This is a genomic window from Streptomyces sp. P17 (genome assembly GCF_032436805.1).
Lineage (GTDB): Bacteria > Actinomycetota > Actinomycetes > Streptomycetales > Streptomycetaceae > Streptomyces.
The window spans coordinates 93,299-111,261 of record NZ_JAVRBF010000011.1 but is presented as its reverse complement, the minus strand read 5'-3'; the positions used below and the strand labels follow the sequence as shown (position 1 = coordinate 111,261).

Here is a 17,963-nt window from a genome sequence, read left to right as displayed (position 1 = left end):
CAAGTCCTCCTGGTTATGGGTCAGATGATGCCGAAGAGGATGCCCGCCGCGAGGATGACGAGGCAGGTGGCGGCCGCCCACTTCACCACGAACTTGGTGTGGTCGCCGAACTCGACCTTGGCCATGCCGACCAGGACGTACACGGCCGGGACGAGCGGGCTCGACATGTGCAGCGGCTGGCCGACCAGCGAGGCGCGGGCCATCTCCAGCGGCGAGACCCCGTGGGCGGCACCGGCCTCGGCGAGGACCGGCAGGACGCCGAAGTAGAAGCCGTCGTTCGACATGAAGTAGGTGAGCGGCAGGCTCAGCAGTCCGGTGACCAGGGCCATGTGCGGGCCCATGCCCGCGGGGATGACGTCCACCATCCACTTGGCCATGCTGTCGACCATGCCGGTGCCCTGGAGGACGCCGGTGAAGACAGCGGCGGCGAAGACCATGCCGGAGACGTTGAGGACGTTGTCGGCGTGGGCGGCGAGCCGGGCCCGCTGGTCGGGGATGCGGGGGAAGTTGACGGTGAGGGCCAGCGCGGCGCCGAGCAGGAACAGCACCGGGATCGGCAGCCACTCCATGATCATGGCGGTCAGCAGGGAGACCGTGAGCAGCGCGTTGAACCAGTAGAGCTTGGGGCGCAGGGTGGGCCGGTTCGGGTCGAGGCCCTGGAAGCCGTCGTTCTCGGCGTCCTCGGCGTCGGTGCCGGAGCCCGCTCCGCCGGTCGTCTTGGTCATGGAGACCTTGCCGTCGCCGGAGCCGCCGGCGCCCACGAGGACCGTCTCGGCCTCCTGGGGCTCCAGCACCTCGTCCAGCGTCAGCACGCCGAGCCGCTTGCGCTCGCGCAGACCGAGCACGTACGAGAGGACGAAGACGAAGAGCAGGCCGACGAGGAGCGCCGGGATCATCGGGACGAAGATGTCGCTGGCGTCCAGCTTCAGCGCGGTGGCCGCGCGGGCGGTGGGGCCGCCCCAGGGCAGGGTGTTCATCACGCCGTTGGCCATGGCGGCGACACCGGTCATCACGACCAGGCTCATCTTCAGGCGCTTGTACAGCGGGTACATCGCCGAGACGGTGATCATGAAGGTGGTCGAGCCGTCGCCGTCGAGGGAGACGATGGCCGCGAGGACCGCCGTACCGACGACGATCCGCATCGGGTCGGCCTTGGCGAACTTCAGGATCCCGCGCACGATCGGGTCGAAGAGGCCGACGTCGATCATCACACCGAAGTAGACGATCGCGAACATGAGCATCGCCGCGGTGGGGGCGAGGCTGGTGACGCCGTCGATGACGTAGTCACCGAGTTGGGCGCCCTTCCCGACGAAGACGCAGAACAGTGCCGGGATCAGTACGAGCGCCGCGATCGGCGACATCTTCTTCATCATGATCAGGACCAGGAAGGTCGCGATCATGGCGAAGCCGAGGATGGTCAGCATGAGTGGATACCTAACGTTCGCCCTTGAACTCCCACCAGGGCCGGCGGTGCGATGACGTTAGGTCTCTTCAATCGGCGTTAACAAGACGTTGACGTGCGAGCAATAAGCGCAAAACTCCAGGTCAGAGCTTTGCTCAGGTCAGGGGGTGAGCTGAACCGGGAATCCGTTGAGGACGGCGTTGCCGGAGAGGGGGTCCAGCAGGCTGCCGTCGAGGAGCTGGTTGACGTTGACTCCGGGGTCCTTCACGGCGTGGCTCATCCGCATCCCGGGCCGGTCGTGACCCCACCCGTGCGGCAGGCTGACGACCCCGGGACGCACGGCGTCGGTGACCTCCGCGGGCGCGGTGACCTCTCCTCCGGCCCCCTTCAGCCGTACGTCCGCCCCGTCCCGCACGCCGAGCCGCTCGGCGTCCTCGGGGTGGATGTGCAGGGTGCAGCGGTTGGTGCCGCCGGTGAGGGCGGGCACGTTGTGCATCCAGCTGTTGTTGGACCGCAGATGACGGCGGCCGACGAGGACGAGCCCTTCGGGGCGGTGCCGCAGGGCCTCCCGCAGCCGGGGCAGATCGTCGGCGATGGGCGCGGGCAGCAGCTCGACCTTGCCGCTGCGCGTCTTGAGGGGCTGCGGCAGCCTTGCTTCCAGGGGCCCGAGATCGATGCCGTGCGGATGCGCGAGCAGCTTCTCCAGGGTCAGCCCGTCGGGTCGTACGCCGAAGCCGTCGCCGTACGGGCCGAGGCGCAGCATCATGTCGAGCCGCCGCTCCGGGCCGGTGTCGCCGCTCAGCAGCGCGGCGAGTTCGCGTGGATCGCGCCCATGGGCCGGGGAGTGCGCCTCCTTCACCGCCTTGCCGAGGGTCTGGCCGATCACCATGTCGTCGACGGCGGAGGGCTCGGCGCCGTGCATCCCGGTCGCGGCGAGGATCAGCCGGGCCAGGATCTCGGTCTCGGCCATCCGGCCGGGCTCCAGCGGGACCGCGGGACGGGAGTAGCGGACCTGGTTGCGCACGGCAAGGGTGTTGAACGCGAAGTCGTGGTGCGGGCTCTGGGAGGGCGGGGGCGGCGGCAGGACGACGTGGGCGTGGCGGGCGGTCTCGTTGAGGTAGGGGTCGACGCTGACCATGAAGTCGAGCGCGTCGAGGGCCTTGTCGAGCCGGTCGCCGTCGGGCACGGAGAGGACGGGGTTGGCGGCGATGGCGATGAGCGCCCGGATGGGCTCGCCTTCGTCGGTCGCGGTGTCGATCTCCTCGGCCAGCGCGGAGATCGGCAGCTCGGACTTGGCCTCCGGGTGCCGGCTGACCCGGGAGTGCCAGCGGCCGAGCGCGAAGCCGTGGCCGGGTCCGGCGGGCCGGGGCGTGCGATCGGTGGCAGCCTGCGGGAAGAGGGCGCCGCCGGGCCGGTCGAGATTCCCGGTGAGGATGTTGAGCACGTCCACCAGCCAGCTGGCGAGGGTGCCGTGCGGGACGGTGCAGCTGCCGATGCGGGCGTAGACGGCGGCGGTGGGGGCTGCGGCGAGGTCGCGGGCGAGGGTACGGATGGTGTCGGCGTCGACGTCACAGGCGCCCTGGACGGCATCGGGCGTGAAGTCCTGCAGCTGCGCCCGGAGTTCGTCGAGGCCCTGGACGTGGGGGGCGAGCTGTTTGAGGTCGACGAGCCCTTCGTCGAACAGGACATGGGCCATCGCCGCCAGCAGCAGCGCGTCGGCGCCGGGGCGGATCGGGATGTGCCGGTCGGCGAGCTTGGCGGTGCGGGTGCGGCGGGGGTCGATGACGGTGAGGGTGCCGCCGCGGGCCTTGAGCGCCTTGAGCTTGCCGGGGAAGTCGGGGGCGGTGCACAGACTGCCGTTGGACTCGAGGGGGTTGGCCCCGATGAGCAGCAGATGCTGGGTGCGGTCGAGGTCGGGTACGGGGATGGCGTTGGCGTCACCGAAGAGGAGCCCGCTGGAGACGTGCTTGGGCATCTGGTCGACGGTGGAGGCGGAGAAGACGCTGCGGGTGCCGAGGCCGGCGAGCAGCACGGGCGGGTAGAGGGCGCCGGCCATGGTGTGCACGTTGGGATTGCCGAGGACGACGCCGACGGCGTTCGCCCCGTACCGCTCGACGACGGCCCGAATCCCCTCGGCGACGGCGTCGAAGGCCTCGTCCCAGGTGGCCTCGCGCAGCACACCGTCCTTGCGTACAAGGGGCGCGCGCAGCCGGTCGGGGTCCCCGTCGACGGCCCCGAAGGAGGCGCCCTTGGGACAGATGAACCCCTTGCTGAACACGTCGTCACGGTCACCTCGGGCACGGGTGACGCGGGTGCCCTCGATGGAGAGGGTGAGACCGCAGGTGGCCTCGCACAGGGGGCAGATTCGCAGGGCGGTGCGGGACACGGGTCCTCCCGGAGGGCAGCGGTGCCTGTCCCGGTGAGCATACCGACCGGTATGCATGGTGGGGAGGGGGTGGCCGGGGTCAGTCGAAGAGGATCAGGCCGTTGGGCGTGCCGACGATCAGCTCGCCGGACGGGGCGGCGGTGAGGGCGGTACAGCGGGAGGGGAGTTCGATGGTGCGGCGGAGTTCGCCGTCGCGGGTGCCGAGGACGGCGAGCTCGATGCCGTCCGAGACGGCATAGGTGTCGCCGCCGGGGAGGAGAGCGGCGTGGCGGACCCACAGCCACGACTCGTGTTCTTGGGTGCCCGCGGGCCACCGGGCCCGATGACGGCGCCCCCTGCGATGCCTCAGCGAGGCAGGGCCCGGCTGCCGGGCGAAAAGGCTCTCCAGGGCGCCCCGCGGGATGATCCTCGTGCGGTCGGCACCGATCAGCAGCAACTCGTCCCCGGCCGGTCCGGACAGCGTGCACACCTCGATCAGGTCGCTCTCCGGCAGCCGTGCCCAGCGGTGCGTGGTCTCGTCCAGGAGGCGTACCTCCTTGTCCTCGACCTGAACGACGAGGAGCAGACGGCCCGCGCAACGGACCGCGTGGAGCGCGCCCAGCGAGGCGATCTCCCCAGCGCGGTACACGGCTGGTCGAGCAGCGGCCCGTCGGCGATGTCATGGACAGCGACATTGCTCTCCCGATACCAGCGAGGGGTGGCGGAGTCGCTCCCTCCCGAGGAGGTGAGCGCAAGCAACGACTGGGCCGTCAGCGCGCCCAGTGACTCCGCCGCGCACCCCGCCGCCGCGGCGAGAGCGTCCAGGAGTTGCCGGGTGGACAGGTGGCCGGCGTCGATGCGCTCGTCCACCGCGCCCGGGGAAAGCAGCTCGGTCGGCAGTTCAGCCCTGGGTACCGACGGCGCCCGTACCGCGTCCGTCAGCACCGCCACCAGGCCCAGCAGCGACGACTTTCCCGAGCCGGGGTCGCCCGTCACCACGCACAGGCGTTCCTCCGCGCGCGTCCAGCGCCGTGCGCAGGGCGGTGTCGGCGCCCTCCTCGGCATGGCACGCGTCGATCAGCACCAGCAGCCGCTCGATCGCGGTCTCCTCCCACAGGAGCGCGACGATGGCCGTCGGCGAGCGACGGGTGCCAGGCGGCGTGCAACTTCCGTTCCCCGGCGTACTGCTGACCGACCCCGTGAACGCAGACCACCTGAGCCATGGCGCCCCCCCGATACGCGCCCCAAGGGTCTGATCACCTTAGCAACGGGAGGCGTTCCGGGCCCCGTTCAGTCCAGGACCCGCGCCAGATAGGCCCGCAGCAGCTCCCGCGCCTCCTCGATGATGCGCTCATCGCCCTCCGGGGAGACCCGGAAGGCCAGATGGACCAGGGTGTCGGCGGTTTCCACGGCGACCAGGAAGACACGGCGCAGGTCCTCGTCCGGGGTGCGCTGGAGGTAGCCGGAGAGGAGGTCGGTGAGGCGGTCGGCCACTCGGTGGTTGGGTTCGGCGCGGCGGGCGCCCACCGGTATCTGGTTGCCGAAGTCGACCAGGGAGAAGCCGGGGGCGGTGCGCTTCATCAGCAGGTACTCGTCGAGTACGGCGTCCATGGCCGTACGCCAGTCCCGGACGGCCGCGCCCGCCAGGCGCTCGGTGACGCGCTCGGCGTAGCGGTCGAGGTTGCGCTGGGCCAGGGCGTCGGCCATCTGGCGTTTGTTGCCGAAGAAGCGGTAGACCGAGCCGATGGGGACGCCGGCGCGCTGGGCCACCGCGCGGGTGCTCAGGGCGTCGTAGCCGACCTCGTCGAGGAGGTCGGCGCAGGCGTCGAGGATCCTGGTCAGCCGTTCGGCACTGCGCCGCTGTACGGGCGCGCGGCGGAGCGAGGTCGCGTGGGGCACGGGCTTCATGATGCCTTTCCGGCGCGGTCCGGTGAACCTTGCCCTCCAGTACGGACTCCGGTGGCCCCTGCACTCAGTCTCGGCTCCGCCCCGGAAGCCGTGAGGTCGGCCGTGCTCTCGATCGGCTTCCCGTCCACCGCCCACACCGTGCCGTCGTCCGCGTAGAGCCGGGCCGTGACGTGATGCGTGCCCCGGGGGACGAGTTCGGCCGGGAGGCGGTACTCGGGGGTGCGCAGCCGCGCGATCAGACGGCCGTCGAGATAGAGGTGCGCCAGGCCCTGTCCGGCCACCGGCATCTCCTTCGTCCCGGCGGGCGAGAAGCGGAAGCCGCGGACGGTCAGGCGGACGTCCCAGCTGTCGTCGGAGTTGGGCTGCACCTCGATGCCGACCTCGGGCGCCTCGTCCTTGTCCACCTCGCGATAGAGCCGCCCCTGCTCGTCGGCGTCGTCGAGCAGCTCGCCGACCGGCGAGGACCGCTCGCCGTTGTTCTGTTCCTGTGTGCCACTGGAGCCGCAGCCCACGGATCCGGTCAGCAGCAGGACACAGACCGCGAGCGCGGCGAGCAGCGCCCGCGTCCACGACATGCCCGGGAGCGTAGAACACCGGTCCGACACTCGGATCCCCCTGAAGTCTGGTTCCGGTCGTCCGCAGTGAGGAGAACCCCGGTACGCCCCGTGCACCTCTTGCGCCCGTCGAGTCGCAATCCTACGGTGATACATAGGAATACTCAGGGCGAGGGAGCGATCATGAGCGGGGACGCGCGGAAGACCGCGGAGGGGCTGTCGTATCTCCAGGGGTTCGGCAATGAGCACAGCTCCGAGGCGGTGCCCGGCGCTCTTCCCGAGGGCCGCAACTCACCGCAGCGCGCACCCCTCGGGCTGTACGCCGAGCAGCTCAGCGGTACGGCGTTCACCGAGCCGCGGGCCCACAACCGCCGCTCGTGGCTGTACCGGATCCGCCCGTCGGCGGCCCACCCGGCGTTCACGCGGATGGACAACGGCCCGATCCGCACCGCGCCCTTCACGGACTCGGTGCCGGACCCGAACCGGCTGCGCTGGAACCCGTTGCCCGAGCCTGCTCCGGGCACCGACTTCCTGGCCGGCCTGTGGACCCTCGGCGGCAACGGCGACGCGACCCAGCGCACCGGCATCGCCGTGCACCTCTACCACGCCACCGCCGACATGGACCGCGTCTTCAGCGACGCCGACGGCGAGCTGCTGATCGTCCCGGAGCGCGGCGGGCTGCTGCTGCGCACCGAGTTCGGGCTGCTGCACGCCGAGCCCGGGCATGTGGCGCTGATCCCGCGCGGGGTGCGCTTCCGGGTGGAACTGCTGGACGACAGCGCCCGCGGGTACGTCTGCGAGAACTACGGCGCCCCCTTCCAGCTCCCCGACCTCGGCCCGATCGGCGCCAACGGCCTCGCCAACGCGCGGGACTTCAGGGCGCCCGTCGCCGCCTACGAGGACGTCGAGGGCCCGGTGGAGGTGGTCAACAAGTTCTGCGGCAACCTCTGGCGGGCGACGTACGGCCACTCCCCGCTCGACGTGGTCGCCTGGCACGGCAACCACGTGCCGTACGTGTACGACCTGCGCCGCTTCAACGTCATCGGCACGATCTCGTACGACCACCCGGACCCGTCGATCTTCACGGTGCTGACCTCGCCGAGTGACACCCCCGGTCTCGCCGGCGTCGACTTCGTCGTGTTCGCCCCGCGCTGGCTGGTGGGCGAGGACACCTTCCGGCCGCCGTACTTCCACCGGAATGTGATGAGCGAGTACATGGGCCTGATCGAGGGCGCCTACGACGCCAAGGCGGAGGGCTTCGTGCCGGGCGGGGGCTCGCTGCACAACATGATGTCGGCGCACGGCCCGGACCGGGAGACCTTCGACCGCGCGAGCGCCGCGGAGCTGAAGCCGCAGAAGGTCGACGACGGGCTGGCGTTCATGTTCGAGACGAGGTGGCCGGTGACCCTGACCCCGCACGCGGCCGAGGCGGAACACCTGCAGCAGCGCTACGACGATGTCTGGCAGGGCCTCGAACGCCACTTCCGCCCCTTGCACTGATCAAATCCTGCCGGTACGGATGGCCCCGTGACCTCCTTCGCCCCGGACTCCATCGTCCTCAACCGCAAGCTGCCGCTCTGGTACCAGGTGTCGCAGTCGCTGCGCGCCTCGATACTCGGACGCCGGCCCCAGGACCCGCTGCGGCTGCCCACCGAGGAGCAGTTGGCCGGGCACTACGGCGTGAGCGTGCTGACCATGCGGCAGGCGCTCAAGGAGCTGGAGGACGAGGGGCTGATCACCCGGCACCGGCGCCGGGGCACGTTCATCGAGCCGCATGTGCAGCGGGGCGCGCCGGTACGGCTGCTGGGCTCGGTGGACGCGATCGTGGCCCAGCAGTCGGGGATGACGACCCGGATGCTGGACCATGGGAAGGGGCCGGTCCCCGCCGAACTCGCCGAGTACTTCCCGGATCTGGTCGAGGTGGGGACGTACCACCGCCTGCGCAGCGACGAGAAGACGGGCGAGCCGACGAACCACGCCCGCAACTACGTCCGCCCCGAACTCGCCGCCCGCATCGATCTGGCGGACCTGGCGCGCTGGCCGATGACGAAGGTGCTGCGGGATGCGGTCGGGGCGGACATCAGCCGCATCACGGACACGGTGGAGGCGCGGCTGGCGGATCCGGAGACGGCCCGGCTGCTGGAAGTGCCGTTGCTGAGCCCGATCTTGCACTACACGGGCATTACGTACGATTCGGAGGGGCGTGTGCTGGATGTGGCGGTCATCAACTACAGGGGTGACCGTTTCTCCTTCACGGTGACCCTCGACGCGACGTAGCCGGCCACGTCGTACCATGCCCAGCGTGACGCACGACGACGCTCCGCCGCTGGCGGACCTCATGCCGTGGTCCGTCGCACCGCTTCGGCTGGGCCGGGGGTGGCCGACGGGCCCCGACGCGGCCTGTCTGAAGGCCCGCTGGGACGCCTTCGTCAAGGCCGAGGGCCCGGACCGGGAAGCGCTCCTGGAGCCGACACGCTCACGCACCCTGCACTCGGCCGTGGGTCAACTGCCGGGCCGCAGGGGCGGTACGGAGAAGCTGGTCCGTGCCTCGGGCCCGTGCCCGGAACCGGTGCGCGTGCTGCACGCGCCCTTCGACGTGCAGTGGCTGATCCCCGACCACCGTCTGATCGATGCGGCCCGCCCGGAGCTGTGGCGGGTGGCGGACGAACACCAGACGTTCCTGGTAGAGACCCCGGACCAGCTGCTGGCCACCTCGCTCCTCCCCCTCCTGCGTCCGGGCCGCGTCCGCCCTCTCTTCCGACGCCCGGGCGGCACGGAACCGAACCTGGCACCGGGCCTGTTGGAGCACCTGTCCACACGGCTGGGCCTGTCCCCCACTCCTGCCGACGTCCTGGCCTGGCTGCTGGCAACCGCCCGCCCCGACCTCACCGTCCCCCTGACCGAGGACCCCGAACTCTGGGCGCGGGGCGTGGAGTCGGGCCACCGCGTCCTGTGGCTGATGCGCCGTGACGGGGACCGCCCCAAGCTCCCCGGCGGCCGCCGCCCGTACGTCCGCGCACCACTCCCCTCCCGCCCCCTGACCCTCCACTACGACCGCGAGGAGGAGAGCCTCCACCTGGACGAGGGCCGTATCTCCCCGGTACCGCCCCAGGCCTGGGACTTCGAGGTGGGCGGGGTCCGGGTCCTGGAGCAGTGGTTCACGGCCCGCACGGCGGAGACGGCGCAACCGGGCACACTGGCGGCGATCCGCCCGACGACCTGGCCGCAGGCGTGGACGTCGGAGCTGCTGGAGCTGATCACCGTGCTCGCCCTGCTGGCGGAACTCCAGCCGTTCCAGGAGGAGTTGACGTCCCAGATCACCGCGGCCGAGCTGCGGAAGGCAGGCGTGTTCCCGGTGCCGGAGTCGGCCCGCCGACCGGCCTCGGTGCTCGACGGCCATGAAGAGGGCCCCGAAGGACAGCTCGTGCTGATCTAGCGCGGATCGGGATCGAAGGCGTCCAGGACCCGTTCGGATCTGGTGGTGACGGCGGTGGGAACGGTGCCGTTCCTGCTGGTCGGCCTCGCGGTGGGCCGGCGGATCGAGGGGTCCGCGCTCGAAGCGGTGGCCGCCGTGGGGCTGTTGCTGCTGTTCCGGTTCGCGACGACCTGGGCCGGGATCTTCCTCGGGCTGCTCACCCGGAACGAGGAGGCCGCCGGTCAGCTGGGCGGGCGACCTTCATCCTGCCGCTGCTGTCCAACGCGTACATTCCGACCGACGGTCCGCCGGGCCGGCTGCGCGCCCTCGCCGAGGGGAACCCGATCAGCGCGGTGACCACGACCCTGCGGGACCTCTTCGGCAACCCTCCCGTGCCGCAGGACGCCGCCTGGCCGGTGGCACACCCGATCGCCGGGTCACTGGCCTGGAGCGCGGTACTGATCGCGGTGGCTGCGCCGCTCGCCGTGCGCCGGTACACCCGTGGCGAAAGCTGACGCCCACAGGGCATGATCGCCCGCATGGAATCGCAGCCGCTGCCCCTGACCGGCATCACCGTCGTCGCGGTCGAACAGGCCGTCGCGGCCCCCTTCGCCACCCGGCAGCTCGCCGATCTCGGCGCCCGGGTGATCAAGGTCGAGCGGATCGACGGGGGCGACTTCGCGCGCGGCTACGACACCGCCGCGCGTGGTCTGGCCTCGCACTTCGTGTGGTGCAACCGCGGCAAGGAGTCCATCGCCCTGGACCTGAAGGACCCGCGCGGCCTGGAGGTCGTACAGCGGCTCGTGGGCGGCGCGGACGTCTTCGTGCAGAACCTCGCCCAGGGCGCCGCCGCCCGGCTGGGCCTGGACGCCGCCACGCTGTGCGCGGCGCACCCGCGGCTGATCGCCGTGGACATCTCGGGGTACGGCGCCGGTGGCCCGTACGCGGACAAGCGGGCCTACGACATGCTCGTACAGTGCGAGGCGGGTCTGGTGTCGGTGACCGGGACGCCGGAGCAGCCGGTGAAGGCGGGGATCCCGGCGGCCGACATCGCGGCGGCCATGTACGCCTTCTCCGGGGTGCTGGCGGCGCTGGTGCGCCGGGGCACGACCGGGCGCGGCGGGCCGGTGGAGGTGTCGATGCTGGAGTCGCTGGCGGAGTGGATGGGACATCCGCTGCACCATGCGATGCACGGCGGCACGGCACCGGCGCGCACCGGGCTCGCGCACGCCGTCATCGCGCCGTACGACGCCTATCCGACGGCGGACGGCGGGCGGGTACTGCTGTCGGTGCAGAACGACCGGGAGTGGCGACGGCTGGCCGAACAGGTGCTGGAGCGGCCGGAGTTGGGGACCGCACCGGCCTACGCCACGAACGCGGCGCGGGTGGTGAACCGGGAGCGCACGGACGAGCTGGTCGCGAAGGCGCTGGGCGCGCTCGGCACCGACGAGGCGCTGGCGCGTCTTGAGGGCGCCGGTCTGGCGTGCGCGCGCCTGAGGGATCTGCACGAGGTGGCGGACCATCCACAGCTGGCGGCCCGGGGCCGGTGGCGGGAGGTGGGCTCGCCGGTGGGGCCGCTCAAGGCGCTGTTGCCGCCGATCACGCTGCCGGGCGGGGAAGCGGCACCTATGGGGGACGTGCCCGCGCTCGGGGAGCACACCGAGGCGCTGCTGCGTGCCGTGGGGATGACGGACGACGAAATCGCAGCGCTGCGCCGGGACGGTGTGGCGGCCTGAGCGCGGGGCGGGAACGCCTCAGCGGCCGCCGAACAGCGAGCGGCGCAGTCGGCGCAGTGGCGCGAAGAGCGAGACGCGACGGACGCGCGCACCCCGGTCGCTCTGCTGACGCACGGGCTCACGCGCGGTCAGCTCACGCATCAGTGACGTCGCCTCTGCCGTCTTCTGCTGCGGCACGGCGGGACCCGCCAGCACCGAGAGATGACGGTCGAGGCGCGAACTGGTCGCGCTGCTCCCGCAGGTGATCGCAGGGACCCTCGCCCTGCTGCGCACTGTTATCTGTTCCATGTCACTCCCCACCCGTACGAGTCCACCCGGCCCGGGCAGGGTAACCCTATCGCCCCCTCGGGGCACTCGTGTATCGCGGTCACAGGATTCACCTTCCCCATAAGGGTGTTGACGACTCGTCGTTGATTACTCTCCGAATCCAACCGATTTCAGGGCGAGTTGGACTATCGGCTGAGTAGAGGGCTGCGGCGAGCCGCCGTCCGGCTCGACGGTCACAGCCAGTGACGTAGCGGAGGTGTCCAGGCCGGACGCGACCAGGGGCGTGTCGCCGTCGAAGAGCCCGAGGGAGCGCGGTTGCGCGTCGGGGCGCATGAGCCACAGTTGGCGCACGCGGCCGCCGGGAAGGCCGTCGTACCCGCCGAGGGTGACGACCGCGCGCCCCTCCGACGCGGAAGCGACCACTCCGATACTCCGGCCCTCGGCGTCCCGTCCGGTATTGGCGCGCGCGTCCGGAGCGGCGAGAACGTGGGCGATCTCACGCGCCTGCGCCCGCTCGGCGTCCAGCTGCTCCTGTGTCTGGTTCGCCTGCACGGCGAACAGCGAGGCGACGACGAGGGCGGCGGCGGCCGTGGCGGTCGCGAAGGGCACGAACAGCGGCCGCCGCTGCCGCACCCGCGCCGGCGGCGGACGCATCCCCCACACATGCGGCGGCAACTGCGGTTCCCGCCCCCGCACGGGCTCCTGCGGAATTGTCCGTACGGCGGCCAGGACCCGTTCGCGCAGCGCGGCCGGCGGCGGGGCGGACGTGGACCAGGCCAGCCGTACCGCGTCCTCGGACAGGGTCAGTGCCTCGGCGGCGCAGCGCTCGCACTTCTTCAGATGCTTCTCGAAGCGCACGCGCTCCCCCGGTTCCAGAGCGTCGAGTGCGTAGGGGGCGGCGAGGGAGTGCAGGTCCCCCCGGCGGAAGAGGCTCATACGGCACCTCCCAGGCATTCGCGCAGCCGGGTCAGCCCGTCCCGCATCCGCGTCTTGACCGTGCCGAGCGGCAGGGAGAGCCGCTCGGCGACCTCACGGTAGGTGTAGCCGTCGTAGTAGGCGAGGGTGACGGACTGCCGTTGCAGGGCGGTGAGCCGGTCAAGACAGCGGCGCACCCACTCGCGCTCCAGGCCCGCCTCGACCTCCTCGGACACCTGGTCGAAGGCGGGGTGATGGGCCCGCCGTGCCTCGCGCTGCTCGCGTTCGCCGGCCGCGCGGGCGCTGCGCACCCGGTCCACGGCCCGGCGATGGGCGAGGGTGAGGATCCACGACAGGGCGCTGCCCCGGCCGGGGTCGAACCGCCCCGCTGACCGCCACATCTCCAGCAGCACCTCCTGCGCCACCTCCTCCGACTGGGCCGGGTCCCGCACGACCCGCCGTACAAGGCCGAACACCGGGCCGGACACGATCCCGTACAACTCCTCGAATGCCTTCTGGTCCCCACCCGCCACGAGCACCAGAAGCTCGTCCGCCTCCAACTCGTCTCCCCCTCCCGCGAGACCGCATCTGGGCCGTCCCGCCCCACGAGGTATTCGCAACGCACCCACCTCCGGATGGGGTTACGGATCAGGAAGCCGAAAACGCGGGTCGGGGGACCGCCAAATCAGTTCCGGGTCGGACCAATCCGCCTCCCACCCCGCTCCGAATCCCGGTGCGTCAGGCAAGTTGAACCGAGGACGGACGGCATGACACCTATCTCCAGGAGCCGCGCGGGACGCACGAGTGTCGCGACCCTCATCTGTGGTGCGCTGGCCGCCGGGGGGCTCGCAGCCGCCGGCGTGACCGTGCTGGAACCGGGGGCGGCCTCCGCCTCCAGCCACCGGGAGGCCCCGCTGATCTCGGGGACCCCGCAGTACGACAACACGGACGTGTACGCGTTCGTCAGCCCCGACAAGCCGGACACGACGACGATCGTCGCGAACTGGATCCCCTTCGAGGAGCCGGCCGGCGGACCGAACTTCTTCACGTTCGCCGAGGACGCGCAGTACGACATCCACATCGACAACAACGGTGACGGGCAGGGCGAACTGCTGTACCGGTTCACGTTCAAGACGCATGTCAAGAACAAGAAGACGTTCCTGTACAACACCGGTCCCGTCGAGAGCCTGGACGATCCGGACCTGAACGTCACGCAGACCTACGACATCGACCTGCTGCGGCTGAAGAACCAGCAACTGGTGTCGAAGACCAAGGTCGCCAACGATGTGCCGGTGGCACCGTCGAACGTCGGCAAGGCGTCGATGCCGGACTACGCGAAGCTTCGCTCCCAGGCGGTCCATCAACTGGCCGGTGGCGCCTCGTCGTTCGCGGGTCAGGCGGACGATCCGTTCTTCCTCGATCTGCGGGTCTTCGACCTGCTGTACGGGGGGAATCTGAGCGAGGTCGGGAACGACACGCTCAAGGGGTACAACGTCAACTCCATCGCGCTGCAGGTCCCTACGGACATGATCACGGAGTCGGCCGAGCAGCCGATCGTGGGGATCTGGTCGACCACCCAGCGGAAGAACGCACAGGGGTATTTCACCCAGGTGTCCCGGCTGGGGATGCCGCTCGTGAACGAGGTCGTCAATCCGATCAAGGACAAGGACAAGTTCAATGCGAGCGCGCCCTGGAACGACGGGCAGTTCCTGAAGAACGTGACCAATCCCGAGCTGCCGAAGCTGATCGAGGCGACCTACAAGATCCCGGCGCCCGCTGAGCCTCGTAATGACCTCGTCGATGTCTTCCTGAAGGGTGTGAAGGGGCTCAATCAGCCGCCGCATGTGCGTCCCGCGGAGGAGCTGCGGCTCAACACGTCCGTCAAGCCGGCCGCCAAGCCGAAGCGGCTGGGTGTGCTGGACGGGGACAACTCCGGGTTCCCCAACGGGCGCCGGCTGACGGATGACGTGATCGACGCGTCGCTTCAGGTCGTCGAGGGTGAACTGGTCGGGGCCAAGAACGACTTGGGGGACGCCGTCGACAAGAACGACAAGAAGTTCGGGAAGTCGTTCCCGTATGTGGCGCTGCCTACGGAAGGGTCTCGGGGGCCGCTGGCGAAGGGGACGTCCGGGGGGAACGACGTGCGCAATCAGCTCGGAGACGCGTTGTCGCCGGCCGGTTCCGGGGGTTCTTCGGACACCACGCTGATCGCGGCTTCCGCGGGGGCGGGGGCTATCGGGGTCGTCTTGATCGGGTCCGGGTTGCTCTGGTGGCGGCGGATGCGGGAGCGGGCGTACTAGGGGGTGTTTTGAAAGTCCCGCACAGCACCCACGGCGCCCGGCACGCACCCTCGCCGCACCGGCCAAAGACCCAAGTACGTCCAGTACGAGGGCCTTCGTCCGGCACGCCGAGGGCACGCACCGAACACCGCGGGCACCGCACAGGACTTTCAAAACACCCCCTAGGCGCCGTCGATGTGCGGGGTTCTTCGTCGGCCGTGGGTTGTCTGTGGCTGGTCGCGCAGTTCCCCGCGCCCCTGTCGGGGCGCTGGCCGCACCGTCTTCTTCTCAGCAAGCGATCTAGGAGTTGGCATGAATTCGCGCGCTCGCCTTGGCCTCTGTGCCGGATTGTTGGCTGTTGCGCTCACCGCCGGGGCCGTTGCTTTCGGGGGTGGTCAGGATGTTCCGGAGCGGGGCGTTTCCGCTGTGTCGCCGGTGGCGTTGAGGTCCGGTGACATCGAGGCACTTCAGGAGCGTCTGCGGGCCCAGCCCCGGGACTTCAGTGGGTGGGCGGCCCTTGGGCTCGCGTATGTGGAAGAGGCGCGCACAAGCGGCGACGCCTCGCGCTACCCGCAGGCCGAGCGGGCGCTGAAGCGGTCCCTTTCGGTGGAGCCCGGTAATGATCAGGCCCTTGCCGGGCAGGCCGCCCTTGCCGCTGCCCGGCATGACTTCCCGGATGCCCTCAGGTACGCGGATCGGGCCCTGGACGCCAACCCCTACAACGAGCGCGCACTGGCCACCCGTATCGACGCCCTCGTCGAGCTCGGCCGCTACGACGACGCCGCAAAGGCCGCCGATACCGCCGACTCACGTCGGCCGGGCGTCCCCGTCTTCACTCGGTACGCCTATGTGCACGAGCTGCGCGGTGATGTGAAGACCGCGCGGCGGGTGCTGGAGCAGGCCCTCTCCTCGGCCACGACTCCCTCGGACGTGGCGTACGTGGCGACTCAGCTCGGTCAACTCGCCTGGAACCAGGGCGACTACGAAGAGGCGCTCCTGCAGTACGCGCGCGCTCTCGCCGCCGACGACACCTATCTGCCCGCGCTGGAGGGCCGCGCCCGCGCACAGGCCGCCAGTGGGGACCCGGAAGCGGCCGTGAAGGGCATGGAGGCCGTCGTCGCACGCTCCCCGTTCCCCGGGCCGCTCGTCGTGCTCGGGGAGCTGTACGAGGCCGCCGGAGACAGGGACCGGGCTCGCGACCAGTACGCCCTCGTCGACGCCTGGACCGCGCTCGCCCGGGCCAACGGCGTCAACGCCGACCTCGACACCGCGCTCGCCGCCGCCGACCACGGCGACAGGGCCGCTGCCCTGCGCGCCGCCCGCGCCGAGTGGGACCGCCGCCGCACCGTGCACACCGCGGACGCCCTCGCCTGGGCGCTGCATAGGAACGGGCGTGACGAGGAGGCGCTGCCCTATGCGCGCCGGGCCACGGCCACCGGCTACCGCAACGCGACCTTCCTCTACCACCGGGGCATGACCGAGCGCGCCGCCGGCCATGAGCGGACCGCCGAGCAGTACCTCACCAAGGCCCTCCGCCTCAACCCCGGGTTCTCGCCGCTCGGCGCGCGCGAGGCCCGTGCCGCCCTCAAGGACCTGGAGGCGGGCGAGTGACCCTCCGTCGTCCGGTCGCCTCCGGCGCGGCCGTTCTCACGGCCGTCGGCGCGCTCGTGCTGGTCGCCTCCCCGTCCGCGAGCGCGCACCCGCTCGGCAACTTCACCGTGAACCGTTACGACGGACTCGTCGCCGCGCCGGGCGCCCTGCGCGTGGACCATGTCGAGGACCTCGCCGAGATCCCCGCGACGCAGGCCGAGCCGGACATCGAACGGCTGGGCCTCGACAAGTGGGCCAAGCGGCGATGCGCCACCGCCGCCCGGGACAGCGCCCTCACCGTCGACGGCCGGAGCGTCGCCCTCACCGTCGAGTCCAGCCACGCGCGCGTGGGGCCCGGACAGGCCGGGCTCGACACCCTGCGGGTGGAGTGCGTGCTGTCGGCCCCGCTGCCCGACGCCGACAGCCTGGCGCTCGACTTCCGTGCCGCCGGTGCGGAGTCCGGGCCCGGCTGGCGGGAGATCACCGCGCGCGGCGACCGGATGACGCTCGCCGCCTCCGACGTACCGAAGGAGTCGCTGTCGGGCGAGCTCACCGACTACCCGGAGGAGTTGCGATCCTCCCCCGCCGACACCGGGCGCGCCTCCCTGAGCGTGCGGCCCGGCGGCCCCGCGCTGGCCGAGGAGGAACGGGACGCGCCTGCCGCCTCCGTGCTGCCGCGGGGCGCCGACCGCTGGACGCGGGCCCTGGACTCGCTGGTGGCCCGGGAGGACCTCACCGTCGGCTTCGCCGCCCTCGCCCTGTTCCTCGCGGTCGGCCTCGGCGCGCTGCACGCCGTCGCACCGGGCCACGGCAAGACGCTCATGGCGGCGGTGGCCACGGCCCGTGGCGGACAGGCCCGGATGAAGGACGTCCTGCCGCTCGCCGCCTCGGTGACGGTGACCCACACCCTGGGCGTGGTCGCCCTGGGTCTGCTGGTCACGGCCGGGTCGGCGGCGGCGCCGTCCGTGATCGCCTGGCTCGGCATCGTTAGCGGCACCCTGGTCACGGCGGCGGGCGCGAGTCTCGTACGAAGGGCCCGGCACCGAAGGAGCCACCAGCACTCCCACGTGCACGTACGCACGCCTGTCCTGGTCGGCGCGCACCCGCACGAGCACGAGCACACCCACACGCACACCCACGGCGGCCGCACCCACACCCACTCCACCGCCCCCACCGTGCGGGGCACCATCCTTCTCGGGTTCGCCGGTGGGCTTGTGCCCAGTCCCTCCGCCGTCGTGGTCCTGGTCGGTGCCGCCGCACTCGGGCACGCCTGGTTCGGGCTGCTGCTCGTCGTGGCGTACGGGGTCGGGCTCGCGCTCACCCTCACCGCGGCGGGGTTCGCCGTCGTACGGCTCGGGGCGGGCGCGAGCCGGGTGCTGGAGCGGCGTCCGCGCTGGGCCGCCCACCCGCTGGCGGGTCTGGTCCGCCGTACCGCACCGCTGTTGTCCGCGTGGGTCGTCGTAGCTCTTGGGGCCGGATTGGTGCTCAAGGGGGCGGCATCCGCACTCGGTTGAGCTACTTTGTGAGGAAAA

The 17,963-nt window shown here is 71.2% G+C and carries 15 protein-coding genes and 1 pseudogene; 8 read left to right on the top strand and 8 right to left on the bottom strand.

What is annotated here, in order from left to right:
• Positions 1-20: 20 nt before the first annotated feature.
• The 5 genes from RMT89_RS09775 to RMT89_RS09755 form a co-directional block, all read right to left on the bottom strand.
• Positions 21-1,424, bottom strand: a complete 1,404-nt coding sequence (locus RMT89_RS09775) for a citrate:proton symporter (RefSeq protein ID WP_315883410.1) — start codon at positions 1,422-1,424, stop codon at positions 21-23.
• Between the two features lie 138 nt (positions 1,425-1,562).
• Entirely contained in the window at positions 1,563-3,788 is a 2,226-nt protein-coding gene (locus RMT89_RS09770; RefSeq protein ID WP_315883409.1) for a molybdopterin oxidoreductase family protein, read from the bottom strand.
• Positions 3,789-3,867: 79 nt separating this feature from the next.
• Positions 3,868-4,416: a hypothetical protein gene (locus RMT89_RS09765; RefSeq protein WP_315883408.1), complete on the bottom strand. Its 549-nt coding sequence runs from the start codon at positions 4,414-4,416 to the stop codon at positions 3,868-3,870.
• 641 nt (positions 4,417-5,057) lie between these two features.
• Positions 5,058-5,675 carry a TetR/AcrR family transcriptional regulator gene (locus RMT89_RS09760; protein ID WP_315883407.1) on the bottom strand — a complete coding sequence of 206 codons (618 nt, stop codon included), beginning with the start codon at positions 5,673-5,675 and terminating at the stop codon, positions 5,058-5,060.
• Positions 5,672-6,250: a hypothetical protein gene (locus RMT89_RS09755; RefSeq protein WP_315883406.1), complete on the bottom strand. Its 579-nt coding sequence runs from the start codon at positions 6,248-6,250 to the stop codon at positions 5,672-5,674. The genes RMT89_RS09760 and RMT89_RS09755 overlap by 4 nt, the downstream gene beginning before the upstream one ends.
• 162 nt (positions 6,251-6,412) lie before the next feature.
• Between RMT89_RS09755 and hmgA the strand changes: the two genes are divergently transcribed.
• From hmgA to RMT89_RS09730, 5 genes and pseudogenes are all read left to right on the top strand, one after another.
• Positions 6,413-7,729 (top strand): homogentisate 1,2-dioxygenase, encoded by a 1,317-nt coding sequence (gene hmgA / locus RMT89_RS09750; RefSeq protein WP_315883405.1) that lies wholly within the window; start codon positions 6,413-6,415, stop codon positions 7,727-7,729.
• Positions 7,730-7,756: 27 nt separating this feature from the next.
• A complete protein-coding gene (locus RMT89_RS09745; RefSeq protein WP_315883404.1) occupies positions 7,757-8,506 on the top strand; it encodes a GntR family transcriptional regulator in 750 nt (249 codons plus the stop codon).
• A gap of 16 nt (positions 8,507-8,522) precedes the next feature.
• Positions 8,523-9,665, top strand: coding sequence for a type ISP restriction/modification enzyme (locus RMT89_RS09740; RefSeq protein WP_315883403.1), 1,143 nt, complete (start codon positions 8,523-8,525; stop codon positions 9,663-9,665).
• 33 nt (positions 9,666-9,698) lie between these two features.
• Positions 9,699-10,159 (top strand): annotated as a pseudogene (locus tag RMT89_RS09735) (ABC transporter permease); the annotation flags it as partial.
• 24 nt (positions 10,160-10,183) lie between these two features.
• The gene (locus RMT89_RS09730) at positions 10,184-11,380 is read left to right on the top strand and encodes a CaiB/BaiF CoA-transferase family protein (RefSeq protein ID WP_315883402.1); all 1,197 of its coding nucleotides are present in this window, start codon (positions 10,184-10,186) and stop codon (positions 11,378-11,380) included.
• 18 nt (positions 11,381-11,398) lie between these two features.
• Here the strand turns inward: RMT89_RS09730 and RMT89_RS09725 are convergent, their stop codons facing one another.
• The 3 genes from RMT89_RS09725 to RMT89_RS09715 all read right to left on the bottom strand — a co-directional run bounded on the left by RMT89_RS09725 (position 11,399) and on the right by RMT89_RS09715 (position 13,122).
• Positions 11,399-11,668: a hypothetical protein gene (locus RMT89_RS09725; protein ID WP_315883401.1), complete on the bottom strand. Its 270-nt coding sequence runs from the start codon at positions 11,666-11,668 to the stop codon at positions 11,399-11,401.
• 126 nt (positions 11,669-11,794) lie between these two features.
• Complete coding sequence (locus RMT89_RS09720; protein ID WP_315883400.1) at positions 11,795-12,583, bottom strand: anti-sigma factor; 789 nt, start codon at positions 12,581-12,583, stop codon at positions 11,795-11,797.
• Entirely contained in the window at positions 12,580-13,122 is a 543-nt protein-coding gene (locus RMT89_RS09715; RefSeq protein WP_315883399.1) for a sigma-70 family RNA polymerase sigma factor, read from the bottom strand. The genes RMT89_RS09720 and RMT89_RS09715 overlap by 4 nt, the downstream gene beginning before the upstream one ends.
• Before the next feature lie 207 nt (positions 13,123-13,329).
• On the opposite strand from RMT89_RS09715, the gene RMT89_RS09710 reads away from it, so the two are divergent.
• From RMT89_RS09710 to RMT89_RS09700, 3 genes are all read left to right on the top strand, one after another.
• Positions 13,330-14,862 (top strand): DUF4331 domain-containing protein, encoded by a 1,533-nt coding sequence (locus tag RMT89_RS09710; protein ID WP_315883398.1) that lies wholly within the window; start codon positions 13,330-13,332, stop codon positions 14,860-14,862.
• A gap of 414 nt (positions 14,863-15,276) precedes the next feature.
• A complete protein-coding gene (locus tag RMT89_RS09705) occupies positions 15,277-16,452 on the top strand; it encodes a tetratricopeptide repeat protein (protein ID WP_315883397.1) in 1,176 nt (391 codons plus the stop codon).
• On the top strand, positions 16,449-17,945 hold the full coding sequence (locus RMT89_RS09700; RefSeq protein ID WP_315883396.1) for a nickel transporter: 1,497 nt from the start codon (positions 16,449-16,451) through the stop codon (positions 17,943-17,945). The genes RMT89_RS09705 and RMT89_RS09700 overlap by 4 nt, the downstream gene beginning before the upstream one ends.
• Positions 17,946-17,963: the final 18 nt, after the last annotated feature.